A 20,693-nucleotide genomic window follows, 5' to 3' on the forward strand; every position below is an offset into this window, starting at 1 on the left:
TCAGGGCTGGCCGAGGTAGGTCCACAGGTAGGTGGTGATGCGCCCGCCGCCGACATCGAAGGAGCGGCTGCCGTCGAGCTCGAAGCTGCGGCCGAGGCTGACCGAGCGCGGCGCGCTCAGCACCGCGGTCGGCGCCTCGGTGTCGGCGACGATGACGATCACGTCGTCCGGGATCGAGGTGTTGCCCGAGTCATCGACCACCACCAGGCGGAACACATGGCGCCCGATCGGCAGCGGCCGGTCGCGCGACACGGTCACTTCGACGGTGGGGGTTTCGGTCTTGACCTCGGTGTTGATGATGAACTCGGCCATGATGGGCTCCTTGGTGGTGGCGGAACGGGGCGGCGGCTAGCCGAGCAGGCGCCAGCGGTATTCGGTGAGGTGGCGGCCCGGGGCGGCGCGCGAGCCGCCGCCGTCGAGCATGAAGCTGCGGCCGTGGGCGACGCGCGCGTCGGCGCCGGCGTCGGCGACCGGTAGCGGCAGGGGCGCGAGCGCCGCCGCCGCGCCCGACAGGCGCGGATCGAGGCTGCCGACGCCGAGCACGCGGTCGCCGTGGCCCAGCGTGCTGTGGTCGGCACGTGCCGGCTGCGGTGGTCGCGGCGGACCGAGCCAGGTGTCCACCCCGACCAGGCTGGCGATGCCGGTGAGCAGCGGCCAGCTCGCGCGGGCGATCTGCACCTCGACGTGGGCCGGCGCCTCGAGCTCGATGATGCGGCGCAGCAGGCCATCCGCGTGTTCGGCGGCCATGCTGTCCCCCTCCTGCTCGCCGTGCAGCAGCACCAGCGTGCGGTAGGCCAGCCGCTCGTAAAAGGCGAGCACCGCCGCGCGCTCGGCGGCGCTGGCGAGCTCGTCGCGGAACAGCGCGAGCAACTCCACGCGCTCGGCCTCGCCCAGGATCAGGGTGTCGCCGACCACCGAGTTGCCGCTGATGACCAGCCCGGGCAGCAGCGGGTCGTCCTCGACGTTGAGGTCGACGCCGAGCAGGGTCGCCAGCAGGCGGCGGATGCGAAAGCCCTCGACGACGACGATGCGCCCGCCGCGCACGCCGCCGTCGGTGGCGAGGTCGAGCGCCAGCAGCAGGCCGTGCCGCGTGCCGTGGAAGCGCGCGAGCTCGGCGGCGTGGCGTAGCCAGTGGCGGCGCCGCGCGGCCGGTAGCGCGGGGTCGAAGGCGACGCCGATCCAGCTTGCCAGCCAGTCGAGGCTGGGCTCGGCGACGGTGTCGGGGTCGGTGACCAGGTGTGCGGCGGCGACGCGGTCCTCGAGCGCGGTGAGCCAGCCCTCGACGTTGCCGAGGAAGCGCTCGAGGAAATCGGCCGGGGTGCTGTGCGCCTCACCGGGCGCGACGCGGGCATCGGCGGCGGCACCGAACTCGGTCTCGTGATAGAGCCGCGGCAGGTACTGGTCGCGAACCGGGAAACGCGGGCCGTAGGCGCGCAGCGCGGCGATCTCGGGCGAGTCGCGGCCGTTGCCGTGCAGCGTGATGCGCACCCACAGGTAGCGCCCGCGCAGTGCCCGCACGCGTCGCCCGTGGCGCTGCACGAGCACCGTCCACAGGCCGGCGCGGCCGGGCTGCGGCGCGCCCCAGGCGCCCAGGCCGGGATGGCCGGGCAGCTCGGACGGCAGGCGCTCCCAGGCGGCGCGCGGCAGCGGCCCGGCGGGCAGTTCCTCGGCCGGCACCGCGCCGAACACATGGGGCTCCCAGTCGACGATGCCCGCGGGCGAGGGCTCGGCGGTGGCGGCGAGCCACACCACGAAGCCGCACTCGGCCGGCAGGCGCGCTTCGGCATACAGGCGATGCCAGACCGTGGCGGCATCGCCGCTGTCGATCAGGTGCGGCAGGCCGGCGCCGAAATTGGCGGCTTCGCCGCGGCGGGCGAGGCGGGACACCGACAGCCGGTGCAGCGGCTCGAGGGCCGGACCGATGACCGGATAGCGTGGTGGCTGGTCGAGGCGGTGGGCGAAGGGCGCTTCCTCGGCCTCGGGCTGCAGCGGGTAGATGTCGCCGGCGGGCTGCAGCGTGAGCGGCTCGGTGGTGGCGCGCGGGCGGAACACCGGCGCATCGCGCCGGCCCGGCACGCGCACGGCGATGCCGCCGTCGCCGAGCCAGTCGAGCGCATAGGCGAAGCGCAGGCCGGCCAGTGTCTGGGCGGCCCCGAGCACGCGCGCATCGGCCTCGAGCAGGCGCAGCCGGCATTCGCCGTCGCCGAACCAGGACAGCAGCGCGAGGCGACCATCGGCGTGGGCGGCGATCGCCTGCGGCCGTTCGCCCGCCGGCCAGGCCAGCGCGGGCGCAAGGTGCAGGCGGGGGGCGTCGGCGTTCTCGGGGTCGGGGCGGAAGGTGGTGGCGGCGTAGTCCGCTGCCGGGCGTGCGGCCTGCAGGCAGCCGCGCAGGCGCGCCAGGCGGCCACTGCCGCGTTCGAGCAACCAGGCGCCGCCGCCGGCTGCCGCGGCGACGCGCCAGGCCTGGAAGCCGGCGGTCGGCAGCACGAAGTCGGGCCAGCGGCCGCGCAGGTCGTGCAGCAGCAGGCGGTCGGCGAGCGCGACGTAGAGCACGTCGTCGTGACCGGGGGCGAAGTCCTGCGGGCGCTCGGGCAGCTCGAGCAGGGTGGCGGGCGCGGGCAGGTGGCTGCGCACCTGCAGCGCGCTGGCAGCCTCGTCCCACCAGGCGGTGGCGCCTTCACGGTCGATCGCGTGCGGCAGGCGCTCCAGCGCAGAAGCTGCGACCGCGGCGGCGTCGGCCACCATGGCGCCGAGGCTACGCTCGCTCGACAGGTGCAGCGCGCGGCAGGCGCTGCGGTAGTCGACATGGCTGCGCGCCGGCCAGTGGTGGTCGTCGGCGAGTAACCAGAAGCGCTGGCGGTTGGCGTCCATCAGCACACCTCGGGCACGACCGGCACCGCGACCGCCGTCTCGTCGGCGAAGGGATTGGGCAGCGCCGCGAGCGAGTCCGGCGCGGCGTTGGCGCTGCCTGCGGCGACCTCGATCACGAGCACGCTGAGCAGCTCGGGCAGCTGCCAGGGCGCCAGCTCGAGCTGCTGCGACGCGTCGACCGTGTTGCGCGTCAGCAGGCGCCAGGTGGTCTCGCCGTCGATCTGCGCGCGCTCGAACAGGTTGAGGCCGGCGACCTCGGCGACGCCGGCCACGCGCGACACCTCGACCTCGAGCTCACGCTCGCGCACCGGGCGGCGCAGCGGCCAGCCGCTGCCGGTGGGGCCGAAGGGTGGCAGCGGCCACAGCAGGCGGCGCAAGGCCTCGCGCACCTCGAACAGCACCGCGTCGCGGGCAAAGCCGTCGCGGATGACGACTGCCACCGACAGGCCGAGGGCGAGGTATTCGCAGCCGATCACGTAGCACTCGGTGGCGAGCGGCGTGCGCGCGGCGAGATGGGCGTGCACCCGCTCGATGAAGGGCCGGTCCGGGCGCGGATTGGGGGCCGGGCCCAGCGCGCGCGCCGGCAGCACCATCACGCTGACCACGCCGGGCACGTCGAAGCGGCGCTCGCGCGGCTTGAAGCGTGGCAGCACGTCGACCCGGCCGACCTCGGTACCGGGCACCTCCTGCGCCAGGCGGCGATAGTCCTCGGCCGTCACCGCGCGCTCGCGGTGGCGCAGCAGGGCCGGGATGCGGCGTTCGGCCACGGCCAGGGTCTCGGCGTCCTCGCCGCCGGCGCTGGCCAGCGGCTGATGCACCTTGATCGCCGGCAGCGCGCGCGGGCTGCCGACCACGCGGGCGCTGGCGAGCTCGGTGAGGCTGCCCGCCGGCAGGTTGCCCGCCCGTCCGCCGCCGAAGCGGCCATGGGCGAGGCGGACGCGCATCTGGCGTTCCGGCACGCGGCCGCGCACGCCGTCGCCAAAGCGCAGCGTGCCGGCCTCGGCGTCGAGCTCGAAGGCGCCGGTCTCGCGGGCGACGACGGGGTCGGCGGAGATCGCGGCGAGCTCGTCGACCCGCCGCCATTCGCGGTAACCGCGGCCGGGCTCCTCGACCTCGATGCGCAGGCTCGCTGCATCGACCGAGCCGGCCGGCAGCTGGAAGACCTGGTCGGCGGCGCCGGTGGACACGCCGAGCACGCGGCCGCCGATCGTGCTGCGCTGGTCGGCCTCGACCGCATTGACGCCGATCCACGACAGCCTGAGTTGCTCGACGCCTCTGCCGGGCTGCGGCCGCAGGCGCAGCCAGCCGATCAGGCGCGCGGCGCGCTCGGGGTCGTCGAGCCGCGGCGGGTTGTCGCCGACGCCGGCGCGCGGGTTGTCACCGACGTCGTTGGACGGCGCCCAGATCAGCGCCTCGTCGGGCATCGGCAGGCGCAGCACGCCGGGACGGGTGAGGCCGGCGGTGGTGTCGTTGAGCGCGCCGGGCAGGGGGTCGATGGTGAGGTAGTCGGCATCGACGCCGTTGGCGCCCTGGGTGACGATCTCCCACATCACCGGGATACGGGCGCGCGGCCCGATCTCCTCGAACAGCGCCGGCGCGGCGATCGCCGGCACCACGCCGACCGACAGCAGGGCGCTGGCGCCGCTGTCGCCGCCACCGAGGGCGCTGCGTGCGGCGGCGGTGACGGCGGCCTGCTGCTCCGGTCGCGCCGCGGGCGCGAGCAGGGCCAGCCACAGGGCGCGGTCGATGCTGTCGGCGAACACATCGACCCCTTCACCGACCGCCTGGCCGTTCTCGAACAGCGGCGTCACCTGATAGCCGCGCGCCGCGCCGTCGATGCGGTGCACCCGCTGCAGGCCGTCGATGAGCTCGGCCAGGCGGGCGCTGTCGGCCTCGTCGAGCGGGCGCTTGTAGCAGGCCTCGGCGCTGATCGGCAGCACGGTGGTCTCGGCCAGGGTCTCGAAAGGCTGCGGCCCCTTGATGGTGGCGCCGGCGGCCAGCGTGAGGCCGGCGAGCTCGGTGGGCTGGGCGAAGCTCAGGCTGAGGATGGCCGAGGCCGGCTGCGCCGGGCGCAGGCCCTGGCCGAGCAGCTTCAGGAACACCAGGCGCTGGCGCTCGGGGATCAGGTTGGCGCGATACAGCAGCGCATCGCCGAGCCAGGCGAAGAGCTCGAGCAGGCTGCGGCCGGGGTCGCCCAGGCGCGGGTGGGTCCACTCGGGCGTGTGCGCCGGGATGCGGGCGAGCAGGTCCTCGAGCAGGTCGTCGAAGCTGCGGTCGTCGAGGCGGGGTGGCAGGATGGGCATGTCAGCCTTCCTCCAGTCGGACGGTCACCGCCACTGCGCCGGGGCTGCCGCTGCGGGCGAGCCGGTAGGCGATTTCCACGCGCAGTTCGGTCGGTCGGTCGGGGACTTCGAGCACCTCGACGCGGTCGAGCAGGATGCGCCGTTCCCAGCGCTCGAGCGCCGCGCTGACCCAGTCGCGCAACTGGCGGCGGGTGGCGAGGTTATTGGGCTGATGCAGCAGGCGGTCGACGCCGGCACCGAACTCGGGCCGCATCAGCTGCTCGCCCGGCCGCGTGCTGAGAATGATGCGGATCGACTGGCGCACGCTGGCCTCGGGCGTCGGCCAGTCGAGGCGGCCGTCGGCATCGGGCACGGCGAACAGCGGCCAGCCGACGAGCGGGCGGGGGAGCGGGCCGGTGCTCATCCGCCACCTCCATTGCCCTCGCCGCCCCCCTTCTTGGGGAAGGGGATGCAGATCTTGATGAACATCATCCAGCGCAGGAAGAGATCGAACAGCGACAGGAAGATGTTCAGCACGATGAAGGCGCAGATCGTGATGATCGGGATGTTGAAGCCGCAGATCCAGCCCAGGCCCAGGCCCTCGCCGGCGGGCTTCTTGCCTTCGAGCATGTCGAGCGGGTCGCCCGACAGCAGGTGCTGCATCGAGGCCGGCACGGCGAAGGCGACGTTGGGCTTGAGCTTTCTCAGCGTGGCCTTGTCGGTGGGGTCGGGCATCGCCACCTGGGTGGGCGGCGCGCCGCTGCCCTCGTACCAGGGCGCGATGACGAAGCGCGGGCTGTAGGCGCTCCACACCGTGCGTGCCGGGCAGGGGCCTTCGGGCTTCAGGCGCACGAAGGCACGCAGCATGTACTGAGCGTCCTGCTCGTCGTAGCGGCCGGCCTGGCCGGCGAGCGCCTCGAAGCGGCGCAGCAGGCAGGCGTGCAGCGCCTGGGCGAGGCGCCGGGCGGTGTCCGCGTCGAGCGCCGGCCAGCCCAGGGGCATCTTCGGCGCCACCGCAGGGGTGTCGGCGTCAAGCAGGATGGCGGTGGCTTCGCGCAGGAAGTCTCCGGCGGGCGTCGTGCCTTCGATCGGCTTGCCGGCGGCGTCGGCCAGCGGCAGGCCGATGCCGTCGAGCAGCTGCAGCAGGGCCTCGGCTTCGGCGCTGTCCTCGAAGGCGCCGAACTCGACCGCGAGCTGGCGCAGCAGCAGCAGCAGGCGCTGCATGGCGCCCTGGTCGGCGTCGGTCGGCGTGCGCGCGAGGGTGGAGAGGTCTTGCGTCACGGCCTGGCCTGGGCGCGGGAAGCTGTCGGCCAGGCCGCGCAGCGGGCCGACGAGATGGGTGGTGAAGGCGCTCGAACTGGCGCCGAAGCCCTCGTGGTCGAAGGCGGGCGCGCCGCCTTCGGCGCGGTCGCTGCTGGTGGTGGGCACCAGGCCGTAGAACAGGGTGGCACCGGCGGCGGCGCACACCTCGGGCGGGGCGATGAACATCGGCACCACCTCCTCGCTCAGCACCGCCTCCTCGCGGGCGCTGATCAGGGTCAGGATCTCGCGGTCGAGGGCGGGCTGGCGCGTGCCAGGGCGGCTCAGGCGGCGGCGGGCGTCGGGGTCGTGGCGCGGCGGGAGCGGCGCTTCGCTGCTGTCGACCTGCACCCAGCCGCGCACGCCATCGGCGGCGTGCATCCAGCCCTGGCGGAGCTCGCGTCCGTTGTCGCTGCGCAGGCGGCGGATCACCAGGCCGGCCGATTCCACCTTAGCCGGATCGATGCGCGGTTGGCCGGGCGTGTCGCAGCGCGCCTCCATGACGGCGAGGTGAAACTGGCGCTGGATGGGCTGGAACAGCTTGAGCACCGTCTGGCCCCTGGCGGCCTGGCGGATCCGCGCCAGCGCGGAGGCGGCGTCGGCGTCGGAGCTGGCACGGGCGCCAGCGGCGGCAAGCGCTTTTTCGCGGCTGCCGGGCAGGCCGAGCCGGCCACCGGCCGCGCGCAGGGTCTCGAACAGGCCGCGCGACGCCGACCGCTTGCCGCGTGCGCGGGTGTCGGTGCCGGCGGCGAGCGTGACGGTCTGCGCCAGGTTGTCGCGCAGCGCGCTGCGGGCGTCGGGTTCGCGCAAGGCGGCGAGCACCGCGGGGATGAAGTCGTCGTCGCTGCGCTGCAGGATGGCCGGCGCGCCGCAGCCCTCGTCGGGCCAGGCAGCGACGTCGCGTGGCGGTCCGAGCAGGACCTCGTGGGGGTGCGTCACCATATGTTCCCCGCTCCCGGTGTGTAGCTGGTCGACACCACCGCCGTGGTCTGCAGGACCTCGCACTTGACGATGCCGGAGAACTTGGCCATCGCGGTATTGACGTTGACCATGCCGGCGGTGATGTCCACCTGGGGTGCATCGATCTTGAGCTTGGCCGCGGCGGTGAAGGCGATGCTGCTGGCGTCCATCACCACGCGGTTGCCGTTGCTGTCTTCGACCGTGATCGTGCCGGGGCCGTCGCCGAGCGTGACCGTCTGCCCGGCGGGGGTCTCGAGCACGAGCTTTTCCTGGCCCTGCTGGTCGTCCAGGGTCACGACCACGCCGTTCTTCGAGCGGATGCGCTTGAAGCGGTTGCCCTCGCTGCCCAGGTCGGCGGGCGCCGCGGCGCTGCCGTTCCACAGCCCGCCCAGCACCAGCGGGTAGCGCGTGTCGCCCTGCACGAACACGACCAGCACCTCGTCATCGACGTCGGGCATGAAGAAGGCGCCGCGCTGGTCGCCGGCGAAGGGGCAGACCACGCGCGCCCACAGCGGCGCGTCCTGCTGGTCGGCGCCGTCGAGCGCGAACAGGCGCACCTGCACGCGGTTGAGCGACTCGGGGTCGTCGAGGCTGACTACGCGCGCCAGCGTGGCGGACTGCATCCAGCCGGTGGCGGCGAGGAAGTGCGGGGCGCGGTCCATCAGCGGCCTCCCAGCCAGGCGCATTCACCGACGAACTCGGTGCGGTAGCCGGCCTGCATGTCGTAGCGATGGCGCGCCTCGACGACGTAATAGGTGTTGTCGAAGCGCGGCGACAGGCCGCTGACGGCGACGTGGGTGCCGACGCGCAGCTGGGCGTTGCCCTCGGCGATGCCGTCCAGGCGCACGAAGCGGCGCGCGCGCTGGTCGAAGGCCGCCGCGGCGACCGCGCTCGCCTCCTCGTCGGTGGCGAGCGCGAGGTGGCCGAGATGTTCGCTGCGCGCCTCGAGCGCGCGCGTCAGCCAGTCCGCGCCGCTGGTGCCGCTGCCCGGGCCGGCGTGGGCGCAGCGGGTGGCCTCGCCGCTGACGGTGCTGCCGCTGACCGGGTTCCAGCCGCCGGCGGTGACGCGGCTGACCTGGTGGGCGAGGTCGGCGGTGACGCGGGCGCGGGCAAGCTGGCCGTGCAGCTCGAGGCTCAGCTCGCCGCGCCGGACCTCGCCGCGCGGCGCGACCTGCAGCTCCTCGCCGACGATCTGCAGGTCGGCGTCGAAATGGCCGAGCAGGCGGCGCAGGAAGGCGAGGTCGCTCTCGTTGAGCTGGGCCCAGGTCGCCACCGGGGCGTCCAGGCCCTGCACCGTCGGCCGCAGCCCGAGTTCGCCCGCCACCGCGCGCACGACGTCGGCCGGGCTCTGGTCGGTGAACACCTTGCTGCGGCGCGCCATACGCGCACGCCCGAGCGGATCTTCGGCGAGGACGACGAGCTCGGGCGGCGAGCCCTGCACGAACTCGGCCTCGAGCGCGCTGACCACGCCGCGGAAGAGCTCGCGGGCCTGGGCCTCGTCGCCGGCATAGACCTCGATCGCGGTGCCCAGCGCGAGCCGGCTGCCGTCCTCGAAGGCGGGCTCGGCATTGCCGTCGCGCGTGCTCGCCCAGTTCGAGAAGCGCAGCTCGGCGGTGCTCATGCCGCCCTCGGTCTCCTCGATGCACATGCCGATGAGCAGTTCGGAGGCGCGCTCGTCGGCCTGGCCGGCCAGGCGCAGCGTGGGGCGGGCGCGATAGACGGCGGTCTGGCTGACGGAGGTCTCGGTGCTCATGGCGCCCGCTCCTAGTCCGCCTGCCAGCGCAGGCGGCGTTCCTCGCGCAGGCGCAGTTCGCGCCGGATCTGCTCGGCGAGCGCGGTGCCCAGGGCCGGGCTGAGCGCGCCCTCGGCGGCGCCGGACTCGCGGCCTGGCTCGCGTTCCGCCGGCTCGCGCTCGGGGCGGATCTGGGTGTGCATCTCTTCGATCATGATCGGCATCGTGCTGTCCTCCTCGTGTCAGCGGCCGCCGATGACGAAATCGGCTTCCGCGCCGACCTCGGCCCGCAGCCCGCCGCTGCTGGCCGTGAGCCGGCCACCGGCGGCGACGCCGCCCGCCGAGGCGCCGAAGCTGGCGCTCGCCGGGCCGGGCAGCAGCGCGGCCGTGTTCAGGCTGTGGGCGCTCTGGCTGGTTTCCAGGCGCAGGCCGGAAAAGCCTGCGCTCGCGCCGGCACCGGCGCTGAAGCCTGCCCCTGCGCTCACGCCCGCACTCAGGCCCGCGCCGAAGCCGGCACTGGCGCCCGCGCCCAGCGACAGGCCACCTCCGGCGGACAGGCCCAGGCCTGCGCCCGCACCCGCGCCCGCGCCGAGGCTCAGCCCGCCCCCGCCGCTGGCGAAGGCGGCGGGCGGCAACAGGTTCGCGCCGGCGCCGGCGGACAGGCCGGCCGAGGCCGACAGGCCTGCCCCCGCCGAGGCCGAGAAACCCGCTCCGGCCGACGCGCCGATGCCCGCCGAGGCCCCGATCCCCGCCGAGAAGCCGGCGCTGACCGAGGCGCCTGCGGCGAAACCGGCGCCGACCGAGGCGCCCACCGCCAGGCTGGCGCCGGCGCCGAAGCGCAGGCTGTCTGCGCCATTGGCAGCGGCGATGGCGCGCGCGGCGCGTGGGTCGCCCGCGGCGTTGGCCACGCCTTGCGCGCCGCCGGGGCCGGCGCCGTCGTCCGCGCCCGGTGCGACCACCGGCTCGGGTCCAAGGTTGGCGTCGACCGAGGCCGGCTTGGCGGTGCCGCTGTCGAAGACCACGTCCTGGCTCGACAGCGTGAGGTTGATCGAGGCGCGCAGCGGCACGCCGCCGGCGGCGAAGAAGTCGATCGTCTCCTTGTACTGCTCGACCATGCCGGTGAAGGCATAGGCGCCCCAGCTGAAGCGCACCGTCGGTGGTACGTTCTTGCCGCCGCCGGCCGCGACCGGCTGCAGCAGCTTGGCCATCTTGTTGGTGGTGACGCGCACGTCCTCGCCGGTGTCGGTGGTGTCGAACACCAGGTCCATCGTCAGCTTGGCCGTGGTCTGGCTGACGTACTGCTTCTTCTTGGCGCCCTTGCCCTCTTCCTTGAGGGTGTTGGCGACGGTGTACTGCAGGCTGGCCGGGTTGAAGTGCACCGGCACGGTGACCTTTTCGCCGGTCAGCGTCTCGAAGCTGGCGGGTTCGTCGATGAGTTCGGCGGGCAGCTGCGGCATGGCCGGCTCCTCAGCTCACCAGCACCAGGCCCTCGTGGGCCAGGTGCAGTTCCTCGATGCCGACCTCGGTGCCCCTGGCGTTGAGGTCGGCGGCCTTGAACTTGACCGGCAGCGCACGGCGCAGCGCCCAGCGCAGCACCGGCTCGTCGCGGCCGTTGCGCATCTCGATCTCCACTTCCATGCGGTAGGCATAGGCGCCGCCGGCGACCTTGGCGAACCAGTCCCACAGCGCCTGGTGGCCGTTGCGGCCGCGCGTCATGCCGCGCTTGAGCACGACGGTGGCGAAGCTGACCGGGCCGGCACGCTGCACCGCGCCGTAGTTGGCGCCGCCCACCTTGATCACCTTGGGCTCCATGGTCGCCTCCAGGCCGCTGCATTCGGCGAAGGCGCCCTCGCACAGCGGCACCTCGGCGCCGGTCGCGCCCTTGATGGGCTGCTTGCGGAAGCTGACATGGAAGCGGAACACGCCGAGCGGCGCGGCATCGAGCCGTTCCTGGCTGCTGCTGTCGAGGGGCTCGGCCATCACGCCACCTCCAGCGCCGACGGGGTGCTCGCGACGCTGCCGCCACCGAGTTCGAGCACCACGGTGATGCGCTCGATGGCGGCCAGCGGCAGCAGGCTCACCTCGACACGCAGGCGGCCGTTGTCGAGATCGTTCTGGCTCATCGTCGTCAGGTCGCAGCGCACGCTGAAGGCCTCGGCCGGGTCCTTGCCCCCCAGGCCGCCCTCGCGCCAGAACGCGGTCAGCGTGTGTTCCAGGCTGCGCGCGACGCTGTGCCACAGCGCCGGGCCGCTGGCCTCGAACAAGGCGTTGCTGCCCACCGTGCGGGCGGCGCGCAGCACGGCGCCGAGCAGGCGGGTGACGCCGCCGGCGCGCCAGGCCTCGTCGGCCGCGGTGCTGACGTCCGACTGCAGGGCCCAGCCGCCGGGCTGGGGCGCGATCACGCACACGCGGCGGGCGAGGGCGTCGCTCGGGCTGGGGGCGATGGCGCTCCACGGCAGCACCGGCTCGCTGCCCGAGACCATCGGCAGCGGGGTGCCGGCGATCGAGCGGAAGGTGCCCCGCGCCAGCGCGTTGTGGGCGATGAGGCCGGCGAGCAGGCCTTCGGGCGGCTCGAGCTCGCCGGGCAGGTCGCGTGCCTGCGCGGTCCGGAGCCAGGGCCAGGCGAGCTGGATGAAGGCGCTCGCGGTGCCGGTGCCGGCGGTGTCCGGCGCGGCCAGCACACCGGTGGCCTCGAGGTGGGCGAGGTAGTCGGTGCGGGCGCGGGCGTCGGCCGCGCTGCCGGGCTGGTGCAGGTCGTGCGTCGGCAGTGGCAGGCTGGCGATGAGCAGCTTCTCGCGGTGGTGGCGGGCGAGCTGCAGCCGCGCCTGGCCGAGGGCGTCGCCCCAGGCCGCCAGACCGGCCGCATCGCAGCGCGGCGGGGCGAGGTCGCGCAGGCCGATGTCCTGCTCGACCGCAGGCGCGACATTGGCGCTGCAGGCGACGAAGACTTCGGGCGAGGCGGGCGCCTCGATTGCGACCGCCAGCGTTTCGGGCGGCGCGGCGCAGAGGTCGGGCAGGTCGGGCAGGCACACCAGGCTGACCTCGGGCAGGCCGTGCAGGTGGCCCAGGCCGCGCCAGGAGGCCGGGTCCATCGCGCTCGCCTGCGGGGCGAGCAGGGCGGCGAGGCGCTCATCGCGGCGGGCGGTGCGCTCGGCCGCCGGCTCCAGCCAGGGCCAGGGGTCGCCGCAGCGCACGATCAGCGCACGTCGGCCGCCGCTGGCGAAGAAGCGCCGCACCGCCGCGCCGAGCGCGCTGGCGCAGTGCTGGCGGCCGCCGCCGAGCGGACGCTGGTCCCAGGCATAGAGGGCGTCGAAGGCGGTCCAGCCGTCCACCGCCACCGGCAGCTGCAGCAGGCTGTCGATCTCTGCCGCCGGTCGCGCCCAGGGGCCGTCGGTCCAGCGCGCGCGCGCCAGCGCGGTGCGCACCGCCGCCGGCAGCGCGCCGGGGCGGCGGCCGACGAAGCCGACGAAGCAGGCGATGTCGACCCGGTTGGGGTCGGCCTGCAGCGCCGGGGGCGCGATCTCGAAGGCGAGGCCTCTCATGATGGCGGTACGCTCGGTTAGGTGGCCGGTGAGGTGGCCGATGAGGTGGCGGGTCGGGTGCCGGATCGGGTTCTCGATGAGGCGGCCATCGATCAGGCCTGGATCTCGAAGCCCTCGGCCGACAGCACGATCTCTTCCATCGCCACGTCGCCGCCGCCCTTGCCGGCCAGCGTGGGGCCGGTGTACTTCATCGGGATGCAGCCGCGCAGCAGCCAGGTGCGCACCGGGTTGCGGGCCTCGTCCATCAGGGTGATGGCGATCGTCTTCTGCGCCGCCGGGCCGTCGGTGCGCGTCTGCTCGATCCAGGCCCACAGGCTGTCGAAGTTGACGATGCCGCGCTTGCAGGTGACGTCGCTGACCTTGTGGATGCCGGCGACCTTGCGCACGTGGTTCTCCTTGTCGTTGCCGGCCCGGTATTCGGCCACCGTGACCTCGGTGCCGATGCCCGACACGTCGGAGAAGCCGCCGAACTCCTCGCCACCGTCGAAGTTGACGATGAAGTTGAAGGCGCCATAGGGCGTGATGCGTTCAGCCATGATTCAGTCCTCCTCGATCAGGCACGGGCATCGGCGGTCTTCTGGCCGATGCGGAAGATGACGAATTCGGCCGGCTTGATCACCGCCACGCCGATCAGGCACACCAGGCGACCGTTGTCGAGGTCGTTCTGGGTCATGGTGCTGCGGTCGCAGCGCACGAAGAAGGCTTCCTCGGTCTTGGTGCCGAGCAGCGCACCGTTGCGCCACTCGTTGTAGAGGAAGTCGGAGATCGTCTGCCGCACGTTGGCCCACAGGCGCTCGCCGTTGGGCTCGAACACCGCCCACTGGGTGCCGCGGTCGATCGACGACTCCAGGTAGTTGAAGTAGCGCCGCACGTTGACGTACTTCCACTCCGGGTCGGACGAGGCCAGCCTCGCGCCCCACACGCGAAAACCCCGCCCGGACAGGTAGCGCAGGCAGTTCACGCCGATCGGGTTGAGCATCTCCTGCTGGGCGAAGTTGATGTCGAGCTCGAAGCGCAGCGCACCGCGCACGACCTCGTTGGCGGGCGCCTTCCACACCCCGCGCTCGACGTCGTTGCGGGCGTAGATGCCGCACACGAAGCCGGAGGGTGGCAGCGCCAGCTCGCGCGGGATGTCCTCGCGCCCGGGGCGGGCGAGCGGGTTGGAGACCACCACCCAGGGGTAGTACACCGCGGCGTAGCGCGAGTCGATCAGGCCGCGCAGGGTGCGTGCCTGGCCGGGCAGCTGGTCGGGCGGCAGGTCGAGCACCGCGATGCGGTAGGCGCGGCGGGATTCGGCATGCGAGATCAGCAGGTTGTTGATGGCCTGGGCGTCGGCGTAGGCCGAGGCGCCGGGGGCGGCGACGATGGAGATGTCCTCCAGGCCGGCGAGCTCGCCCAGCGCCAGCGCGTAGTCGGCCGCGGCCGGCGCGGCGCCGTCGCTGCCGTCCGCGAGGCTGAAGCTGGCCTCGAGCTCGCCGGCGGCATTGGTCGCGGCGCCATCGAACAGGGCGTTGCGCAGGTCGAGCGCGCTGACGCTGGCGCCGACGCTGATCGCGAACAGGTTCTGCAGGTGGTCTGCGCGCCGTCCGGGCGTGGCCGACATGACGTGGCCGACCCAGGCCGGGTGGCTGCGGTCGAAGCCCAGGCCCTCGTAGCTCAGGTCCTCGCCGTCGGCGTCGATGGCGATCACCAGCAGGGTGGCCAGGCGCGGCGTGGCCGCGGCGAGCGTGGCCTCGTCCTCGGCGGCGTCGCCCGGGCTGGCCGCGGGGTGCCAGGTCGTGCCCACCTTGAGGTGCCAGGCCGTGGCCGCGCCGGCGCCGGTGGCGAGCAGGCTGCCGGCGGGGGCGTTGGTCATCGCGGTGAGGGCGACCGGGGCGAGCACCTCGCGCACGATGATGCGGCCATTGCCGATGGCACCCGGAAAGCGCGCCTGGAAGGCGACCGCCTGCGCCGCCGGCGTGCCGTCGGCGGTGACGTTGCCCGCGGCGGCGGCGGCCCCGCCACCGACCACGCGCGACACGTACAGGCGCGAGCCGCCCTCGTTGAAGAAGGCGCGCACGCCGTGGGCGAGGTAGTTGGTTGCGGGGCTGTAGTCGAAGTCGGCGATGCCACCGTAGATGCGCTCGAAGTCGCCGAAGCTGGTGAGCAGCTCGGGGACTTCCTGGGCGTCGGTGTTCACGCGGTAGGGGCCCTTGCGCGTCGGCCCGACGAAGGCCGTGGTGCTGGTGCCCACCCCTTCGATGGATTTGGCGCGGAAGCTGGTTTCCTCGACATAGACGCCGGGAGCAAGGTACTCGGGCATGGCTGGTCTCCTTTTATCGAGCGTGCCGGGCGGTATTCACGCCCAGATAAGCGGACTCCGATCTCATGGCAGGTCGAGGCCCAGGGTGAGGCTGGCGCGCGCGCGTAGCTGGACGTCGGCCTGCGCCGAGGGCAGCGTCGCGCGGCGGGTTTCGAGATCGACCGGATCCACGCAGGGGAGCTGCGCGGGCGGGCGACCGTTGCGCACCGCGGCTAGCGGCGTGCGCGTGCCGGCGGCGGGGTCGTGGCAGACCTCGAGCACGGCATCGACATGGGTGGCGACCACCGCGTCGGCGTCGGCCGACCAGGTGGTGACCGGCACGCCGGCCACCGCCACCAGCGCTTCGCCGCGCCAGTCGCTGAGACCGCGCGCCAGCACCTGGCCGCCGGCGACGACGCGCAACAGGGCGCCACCGAGCACGTCGCCACCGGGCTGGGCGCTGACACTGACGCGCAGTGCGCACCAGTTGGTGCCCAGGGCTGCGCGGGGCGCCGGGTAGAGCGGGATGTCGAGCGCGCTGAAGATCGAGTCGGGCGCCTCGCCATCGGGGTTGCGCGGCAAGCTGAGGGTGGCCAGCCGCGGCAGGTAGCGCCCGCTCGGGTCGTCGATACGGATCATGAGGGTCTCGCTGCCGATCGCCGGGCTGGCCGGCGGCTGCAGGAACTCGGTGGCGTGGGCGGCGAGCCGCGTCCATTCATGCACCACATGAAAGCCGCTGCGGTTGCGCACGATGCGCGCGCCCTCGCCCTGGAGCCGCAGGGGCGCCTCGATGATGGCGCCGGTGGTGGCGTCGATCGGGCGCAGCGCGGCCAGCACCCGCCACTCGAAGCGCTCGAGCTCAAACAGCTCGGGGGCGTGGGGTGCCGGCGTGCTCATGAGGCCTCCCGGCCATAGGCGAAGCGCGCGGCGACGACGCGGCGGTAGCTGGCGTCGTCGGTGTCGGGGTCGATGCGCACCAGGCGCGCGACCCAGGACACCGACAGGCGATAGGCCGGGGCGAGGGCGTCCCAGATGCGCATCAGGTCTTCGGTGGGCAGCTCGGAGGGCACGATCTGGATGACTTCCTCGCCGTCCCAGCCGGCGTCCGGGGTCAGCGAGGAGGCATCGAGCACCGGGTACTGGTGCAGCTGGCGCAGCGCCCAGGTCATCGACACCTGCTCCTCCTCGGCACTCATGCCCCAGGCGCTCATCAGGTAGTGCAGGTCGAGGGCGAGCGGGCCGGCGCCGGCGTCGCCCTCGCGCATGCGCGGGCTCTGGCGGCGGTGCTCGTTGACCGCGATGCGGTACAGGAACAGCGTGATGCGGTTGCCCTCCTCGATGTCGCCGGCGAGCTGTCCGGCGCTCACCAGCTCGAAGTCGCAGGCCGGCAGCGCGCGCTCCGCCCCGGGGCCGGGGTAGGTGTTGCGCAGGAAGGTCACGATCGAACTTCCCACCGAATGCACGCCGAAAACGTTTGCCATCGTTCGCCTTGCGCTTGTCAGTCGGTCTGTCTGTGCTGCCTGCTTCGCTCAGTTCCGTCCCTCAGTGCGGCCGGTCGGGGTCCGGCCGTGCTGCCGCGCCAAAGACCCGGCGCCCGTCCGGGGTGTGGGTGACGCGCACGGCGCGAAAGGCGATCAGCTGCTGCAGGGCAGCGTGGACTTCGTCTGCCGTTGCCTCCACGCCCCGGCTGCGCAGCCACCAGCGCGCGATGCCTTCCTCGCTGTCGACCGCCTCGGGGTGGCACGCCAGGTAGGCTTCGATGGCCTCCATGAGCTCCTCGAGGTGGCGATCCTGCATGGCGGCGGACTCCCGAACCGGACTTCGGCGACACCTATGCGAAACGCGTGCCACGACTCCGTTTCTCATGAAAAACTAAATTAAAACAAGGGATTGATTGAAATCTACGCTGACTGTCGAGCGGCGCCCGGGGGGTCGAGCGGGTCGTTCCCGACCCAGGTCCGCGCCCGTGCCATGGGCGAAAGCGCCGTCAGTCGGTCGATCGGCGTGCCTTGACCGCGTCCGCGCCGTGGGTCGGCTTTGACCCGGTACATGCCTTGCGCAGGCCGGGCACCAATCTGGTGCGCTCGCGAGCAGCCGTGGTGCGCGCGCTGCGCATTCGAAGGGCGTTGTCCGGGCCAATGCACTGCGATGACGCCGACGCGGGACATTGCATGATTCTTGCTGTCGGAATTGACCAGCATCCCTGCCCTTCGCGAGGCCCCTGTGTCCATCCACGTCAAGCTGAACCACGTCACCCATTACCGCTACGACCGCCCGGTGACGCTGTCGCCCCAGGTCGTGCGCCTGCGCCCGGCGCCGCATTGCCGCACGCCCATCCACGCCTATTCGCTGAAGGTCGAGCCGGCCGACCACTTCATCAACTGGCAGCAGGACCCGCAGTCGAACTACCTCGCGCGCCTGGTCTTCCCCGAGAAGGCCACCGAGCTGCGGATCGAGGTCGACCTGGTGGCCGAGATGTCGGTCATCAACCCCTTCGACTTCTTCCTCGAGCCAGCGGCGGAGAAGATCCCCTTCGCCTACGACGAGGCCCTGAGCGTGGAGCTGGCGCCCTACCGCCTGAAGGCGCCGGCCGCGGCGCTGGGGCCGAAGTTCCTCGACTACCTCGAATCCATTCCGCGCGAGCCGACGGCCAGCGTCGATTTCCTGGTCGGGCTCAACCAGCGCCTGCAGCAGGACATCCGCTACCTGGTGCGCCTCGAGCCCGGCGTGCAGACCCCCGAGGAGACGCTGACCCTGGCGAGCGGCTCCTGCCGCGACTCGGCCTGGCTGCTGGTGCAGCTGCTGCGCCACCTCGGGCTGGCGGCGCGCTTCGTGTCCGGCTACCTGATCCAGCTCACGCCCGACGTGAAATCGCTCGACGGCCCGTCCGGCACCGAGGTCGACTTCACCGACCTGCACGCCTGGTGCGAGGTCTATCTGCCCGGCGCAGGCTGGGTCGGTCTTGACCCGACCTCGGGGCTGTTTGCCGGCGAGGGCCACATCCCGGTGGCGTGCACCCCCGAGCCCTCGTCCGCCGCGCCGATCACCGGCTTCACCGACGACTGCGAGTGCGCCTTCGAGCACCACATGAAGGTCGAGCGCGTGTGGGAGGCGCCGCGCGTCACCAAGCCCTACACCGACGAACAATGGGCGGCGATCGAGGCGCTGGGCCATCTCATCGACGGCGACCTGACGGCGCATGACGTGCGCCTGACCCAGGGCGGCGAGCCCACCTTCGTGTCGCTCGACGACCGCGACGGCGCGGCCTGGAACAGCGACGCGCTCGACCCCCACAACCGCGATGGCAGCAAGCCGAGCAAGCGCACGCTGGCCGAGAACCTGATGTTCCGCTTGAAGGACCACTACGCGCCGCAGGGCCTGCTGCACTTCGGCCAGGGCAAGTGGTACCCCGGCGAGCAGTTGCCGCGTTGGTCGCTGAACTGCTACTGGCGCCGCGACGGCGAGCCGATCTGGCGCAACCCGGACCTGTTCGCGCGCGAACTCTCCGGCACCAAGGTGGACGAGGCCACGGCGGCGCGCTTCCTCGCCCGCGTCGGCGAGCGCCTGGGTGTCGACACGCAGTGGATGATGCCGGCCTTCGAGGATGCCTGGTACTACCTGTGGCGCGAGCGCCGGCTGCCGGCCAACGTCGATCCGCACGACTCGCGGGTGGACGATCCGCTCGAGCGCGCGCGCCTGGCCAAGATCTTCGACCAGGGCCTGAAGCAGGTCATCGGCCATGTGCTGCCGATCGTGCGCGAGCATGCCGGCGCTGCGGGCAAGGGCTCGCGCTGGCAGAGCGGGCCGTGGTTCCTGCGCAGCGAGCGCCTGTACCTGATCCCGGGCGATTCGCCGATCGGCTACCGCCTGCCGCTGGACTCCCAGCCGTGGGCGGGCAAGGGCGACTATCCGTGGATCCACGCCGCCGACCTCAACCAGGCTTTCCCCGCGCTGCCGGCCCATGCCGAGCTGCGTCAGCAGCTGCGCCCGACCGGCGTGACGGCGGGCGCGACCATCGGCGCCGACAGCGGGCTGGGCTTCGCGGCGCACGGTGGCGGGTGGACGCCTGGCCGCGCCGAGCACGCCGGCTTCCATGGCGTGCAGGGGGAGGACGCGGTGCCGCTGCCCGGCGCCGCCGAGGCGGCGCTCGCCAGCCGCGACGAGCGCATCGACCCTGCGCGCCGTCCGGCGCCCTTCGAATCCGCCGCCTGGATCACCCGCAGCGCGCTGTGCGCCGAGCCGCGTGGCGGCCTGCTGTATCTCTTCATGCCGCCGACGGTGGCGCTGGAGGACTACCTCGAGGTCGTCACCGCGATCGAGGACACCGCCGCCGAGTTCAGCCTGCCGGTGGTGCTCGAGGGCTACGAGCCGCCCTCCGATCCGCGCCTGGCGAGCTTCCGCATCACCCCCGACCCGGGCGTGATCGAGGTCAACGTGCACCCGGCGGCGAGCTGGGACGAGCTCGTCGAGCGCACCACCACGCTGTACGAGGAGGCCCACCAGTCGCGCCTGTCGACCGAGAAGTTCATGCTCGACGGCCGCCACACCGGCACCGGCGGCGGCAACCACTTCGTGCTCGGCGGCGCCACGCCGGCCGATTCGCCCTTCCTGCGCCGGCCCGACCTGCTGCGCAGCCTGGTGAGCTACTGGCACAACCACCCCAGTCTGTCCTACCTGTTCTCGGGCCTGTTCATCGGCCCGACCTCGCAGGCGCCGCGGGTGGACGAGGCCCGCCACGACACCGTGCATGAGCTGGAGGTCGCTTTCCAGCAGTTTCCCGAGGTGGGCAGGCAGGTGCCGCCCTGGCTCATCGACCGCCTGCTGCGCAACCTGCTGATCGACGCCAGCGGCAACACCCACCGCGCCGAGTTCTGCATCGACAAGCTGTACAGCCCGGACAGCGCCACCGGCCGGCTCGGCCTGCTCGAGCTGCGCGCCTTCGAGATGCCGCCGCATGCGCGCATGAGCCTCGCCCAGCAGCTGCTGCTGCGCGCGCTGATCGCGCGCTTCTGGCAGCACCCTTACGCGCCCGACCGCCTGCGGCGCTGGGGCACCGAGCTGCACGACCGCTTCCTGCTGCCGCACTGGGTGGCGGAGGACTTCCGCGACGTCATCGACGAGCTGCGCGACTTCGGCTACCCGATGGCGTTCGACTGGTTCGCGCCGCATTTCGAGTTCCGCTTCCCCAAGTACGGCGAGTTTTCCGCGCGCGGCGTGCAGGTCGAGCTGCGCATGGCGCTCGAGCCCTGGCATGTGATGGGCGAGGAGGGCGCGCCCGGTGGTACCGTGCGCTATGTGGATTCCTCGGTGGAGCGCGTGCAGGTGAAGGTGAGCGGACTCAACGATGACCGTCATGTGCTGAGCTGCAACGGCCGCGCCGTGCCGCTGCAGCCGACCGGCACGGTGGGCGAGTTCGTCGCCGGCGTGCGCTATCGCGCCTGGCAGCCGCCGTCCTGCCTGCATCCCACCATCGGCGTGCATGCGCCGCTGGTGTTCGACCTCGTCGATGGCTGGATGCAGCGCTCGATGGGGGGCTGCATGTATCACGTCGCCCACCCGGGCGGGCGCAACCACGAGACCTACCCGGTCAATCCCTACGAGGCCGAGGGCCGGCGCCTGGCGCGCTTCACCACCACCGGCCACACGCCGGGCCGCATCACGCCCGCGCTGGCCGAGCGCAACGCCGACTTTCCGTTCACCCTCGACTTGCGCCGACAGGGCTGAAA

At 73.0% G+C, this 20,693-nt stretch carries 17 protein-coding genes; 1 reads left to right on the plus strand and 16 read right to left on the minus strand.

Annotated elements, in window-relative coordinates:
* The 16 genes from ACMV5O_RS03300 to ACMV5O_RS03375 all read right to left on the minus strand — a co-directional run bounded on the left by ACMV5O_RS03300 (nucleotide 1) and on the right by ACMV5O_RS03375 (nucleotide 16,764).
* Complete coding sequence (locus tag ACMV5O_RS03300) at nucleotides 1-312, minus strand: hypothetical protein (RefSeq protein ID WP_324540029.1); 312 nt, start codon at nucleotides 310-312, stop codon at nucleotides 1-3.
* Between the two features lie 36 nt (nucleotides 313-348).
* The gene (locus tag ACMV5O_RS03305) at nucleotides 349-2,871 is read right to left on the minus strand and encodes a phage tail protein (protein WP_416162144.1); all 2,523 of its coding nucleotides are present in this window, start codon (nucleotides 2,869-2,871) and stop codon (nucleotides 349-351) included.
* Entirely contained in the window at nucleotides 2,871-5,174 is a 2,304-nt protein-coding gene (locus tag ACMV5O_RS03310) for a baseplate J/gp47 family protein (RefSeq protein ID WP_416162145.1), read from the minus strand. The genes ACMV5O_RS03305 and ACMV5O_RS03310 overlap by 1 nt, the downstream gene beginning before the upstream one ends.
* 1 nt (nucleotide 5,175) lies before the next feature.
* Nucleotides 5,176-5,577, minus strand: a complete 402-nt coding sequence (locus ACMV5O_RS03315; protein WP_416162146.1) for a GPW/gp25 family protein — start codon at nucleotides 5,575-5,577, stop codon at nucleotides 5,176-5,178.
* Nucleotides 5,574-7,394: a hypothetical protein gene (locus ACMV5O_RS03320; RefSeq protein ID WP_416162147.1), complete on the minus strand. Its 1,821-nt coding sequence runs from the start codon at nucleotides 7,392-7,394 to the stop codon at nucleotides 5,574-5,576. The genes ACMV5O_RS03315 and ACMV5O_RS03320 overlap by 4 nt, the downstream gene beginning before the upstream one ends.
* Nucleotides 7,388-8,074 carry a phage baseplate assembly protein V gene (locus ACMV5O_RS03325; protein ID WP_416162148.1) on the minus strand — a complete coding sequence of 229 codons (687 nt, stop codon included), beginning with the start codon at nucleotides 8,072-8,074 and terminating at the stop codon, nucleotides 7,388-7,390. Before ACMV5O_RS03325 ends, ACMV5O_RS03320 begins: the two co-directional genes overlap by 7 nt.
* On the minus strand, nucleotides 8,074-9,165 hold the full coding sequence (locus tag ACMV5O_RS03330) for a phage late control D family protein (RefSeq protein ID WP_416162149.1): 1,092 nt from the start codon (nucleotides 9,163-9,165) through the stop codon (nucleotides 8,074-8,076). The genes ACMV5O_RS03325 and ACMV5O_RS03330 overlap by 1 nt, the downstream gene beginning before the upstream one ends.
* Before the next feature lie 11 nt (nucleotides 9,166-9,176).
* The gene (locus ACMV5O_RS03335; protein WP_416162150.1) at nucleotides 9,177-9,368 is read right to left on the minus strand and encodes a hypothetical protein; all 192 of its coding nucleotides are present in this window, start codon (nucleotides 9,366-9,368) and stop codon (nucleotides 9,177-9,179) included.
* A gap of 18 nt (nucleotides 9,369-9,386) precedes the next feature.
* Nucleotides 9,387-10,601: a hypothetical protein gene (locus ACMV5O_RS03340; protein ID WP_416162151.1), complete on the minus strand. Its 1,215-nt coding sequence runs from the start codon at nucleotides 10,599-10,601 to the stop codon at nucleotides 9,387-9,389.
* A gap of 10 nt (nucleotides 10,602-10,611) precedes the next feature.
* The gene (locus ACMV5O_RS03345; RefSeq protein WP_416162152.1) at nucleotides 10,612-11,124 is read right to left on the minus strand and encodes a phage tail protein; all 513 of its coding nucleotides are present in this window, start codon (nucleotides 11,122-11,124) and stop codon (nucleotides 10,612-10,614) included.
* Nucleotides 11,124-12,686: a hypothetical protein gene (locus tag ACMV5O_RS03350; RefSeq protein WP_416162153.1), complete on the minus strand. Its 1,563-nt coding sequence runs from the start codon at nucleotides 12,684-12,686 to the stop codon at nucleotides 11,124-11,126. The genes ACMV5O_RS03345 and ACMV5O_RS03350 overlap by 1 nt, the downstream gene beginning before the upstream one ends.
* A gap of 92 nt (nucleotides 12,687-12,778) precedes the next feature.
* Complete coding sequence (locus ACMV5O_RS03355; RefSeq protein WP_345793370.1) at nucleotides 12,779-13,222, minus strand: phage tail protein; 444 nt, start codon at nucleotides 13,220-13,222, stop codon at nucleotides 12,779-12,781.
* Between the two features lie 17 nt (nucleotides 13,223-13,239).
* Nucleotides 13,240-14,988, minus strand: a complete 1,749-nt coding sequence (locus ACMV5O_RS03360) for a phage tail sheath family protein (RefSeq protein ID WP_416162154.1) — start codon at nucleotides 14,986-14,988, stop codon at nucleotides 13,240-13,242.
* A 63-nt stretch (nucleotides 14,989-15,051) separates the two neighbouring features.
* The gene (locus ACMV5O_RS03365; RefSeq protein WP_416162155.1) at nucleotides 15,052-15,864 is read right to left on the minus strand and encodes a hypothetical protein; all 813 of its coding nucleotides are present in this window, start codon (nucleotides 15,862-15,864) and stop codon (nucleotides 15,052-15,054) included.
* Complete coding sequence (locus ACMV5O_RS03370) at nucleotides 15,861-16,448, minus strand: DUF4255 domain-containing protein (RefSeq protein WP_416162156.1); 588 nt, start codon at nucleotides 16,446-16,448, stop codon at nucleotides 15,861-15,863. Before ACMV5O_RS03370 ends, ACMV5O_RS03365 begins: the two co-directional genes overlap by 4 nt.
* A gap of 61 nt (nucleotides 16,449-16,509) precedes the next feature.
* On the minus strand, nucleotides 16,510-16,764 hold the full coding sequence (locus ACMV5O_RS03375) for a hypothetical protein (RefSeq protein ID WP_416162157.1): 255 nt from the start codon (nucleotides 16,762-16,764) through the stop codon (nucleotides 16,510-16,512).
* Nucleotides 16,765-17,190: 426 nt separating this feature from the next.
* On the opposite strand from ACMV5O_RS03375, the gene ACMV5O_RS03380 reads away from it, so the two are divergent.
* Nucleotides 17,191-20,691: a DUF2126 domain-containing protein gene (locus ACMV5O_RS03380; protein WP_416162158.1), complete on the plus strand. Its 3,501-nt coding sequence runs from the start codon at nucleotides 17,191-17,193 to the stop codon at nucleotides 20,689-20,691.
* The last annotated feature ends 2 nt before the right edge of the window (nucleotides 20,692-20,693 follow it).

This window comes from Thauera sp. WH-1, assembly GCF_047806685.1.
Taxonomy (GTDB): domain Bacteria; phylum Pseudomonadota; class Gammaproteobacteria; order Burkholderiales; family Rhodocyclaceae; genus Thauera.

Bases quoted from the DNA above. Each gene is read 5' to 3' on its own strand.
- ACMV5O_RS03300 (WP_324540029.1), bottom strand. From the start codon at position 312: ATGGCCGAGTTCATCATCAACACCGAGGTCAAGACCGAAACCCCCACC.
- ACMV5O_RS03305 (WP_416162144.1), bottom strand. From the start codon at position 2,871: ATGGACGCCAACCGCCAGCGCTTCTGGTTACTCGCCGACGACCACCAC.
- ACMV5O_RS03310 (WP_416162145.1), bottom strand. From the start codon at position 5,174: ATGCCCATCCTGCCACCCCGCCTCGACGACCGCAGCTTCGACGACCTG.
- ACMV5O_RS03315 (WP_416162146.1), bottom strand. From the start codon at position 5,577: ATGAGCACCGGCCCGCTCCCCCGCCCGCTCGTCGGCTGGCCGCTGTTC.
- ACMV5O_RS03320 (WP_416162147.1), bottom strand. From the start codon at position 7,394: ATGGTGACGCACCCCCACGAGGTCCTGCTCGGACCGCCACGCGACGTC.
- ACMV5O_RS03325 (WP_416162148.1), bottom strand. From the start codon at position 8,074: ATGGACCGCGCCCCGCACTTCCTCGCCGCCACCGGCTGGATGCAGTCC.
- ACMV5O_RS03330 (WP_416162149.1), bottom strand. From the start codon at position 9,165: ATGAGCACCGAGACCTCCGTCAGCCAGACCGCCGTCTATCGCGCCCGC.
- ACMV5O_RS03335 (WP_416162150.1), bottom strand. From the start codon at position 9,368: ATGCCGATCATGATCGAAGAGATGCACACCCAGATCCGCCCCGAGCGC.
- ACMV5O_RS03340 (WP_416162151.1), bottom strand. From the start codon at position 10,601: ATGCCGCAGCTGCCCGCCGAACTCATCGACGAACCCGCCAGCTTCGAG.
- ACMV5O_RS03345 (WP_416162152.1), bottom strand. From the start codon at position 11,124: ATGGCCGAGCCCCTCGACAGCAGCAGCCAGGAACGGCTCGATGCCGCG.
- ACMV5O_RS03350 (WP_416162153.1), bottom strand. From the start codon at position 12,686: ATGAGAGGCCTCGCCTTCGAGATCGCGCCCCCGGCGCTGCAGGCCGAC.
- ACMV5O_RS03355 (WP_345793370.1), bottom strand. From the start codon at position 13,222: ATGGCTGAACGCATCACGCCCTATGGCGCCTTCAACTTCATCGTCAAC.
- ACMV5O_RS03360 (WP_416162154.1), bottom strand. From the start codon at position 14,988: ATGCCCGAGTACCTTGCTCCCGGCGTCTATGTCGAGGAAACCAGCTTC.
- ACMV5O_RS03365 (WP_416162155.1), bottom strand. From the start codon at position 15,864: ATGAGCACGCCGGCACCCCACGCCCCCGAGCTGTTTGAGCTCGAGCGC.
- ACMV5O_RS03370 (WP_416162156.1), bottom strand. From the start codon at position 16,448: ATGGCAAACGTTTTCGGCGTGCATTCGGTGGGAAGTTCGATCGTGACC.
- ACMV5O_RS03375 (WP_416162157.1), bottom strand. From the start codon at position 16,764: ATGCAGGATCGCCACCTCGAGGAGCTCATGGAGGCCATCGAAGCCTAC.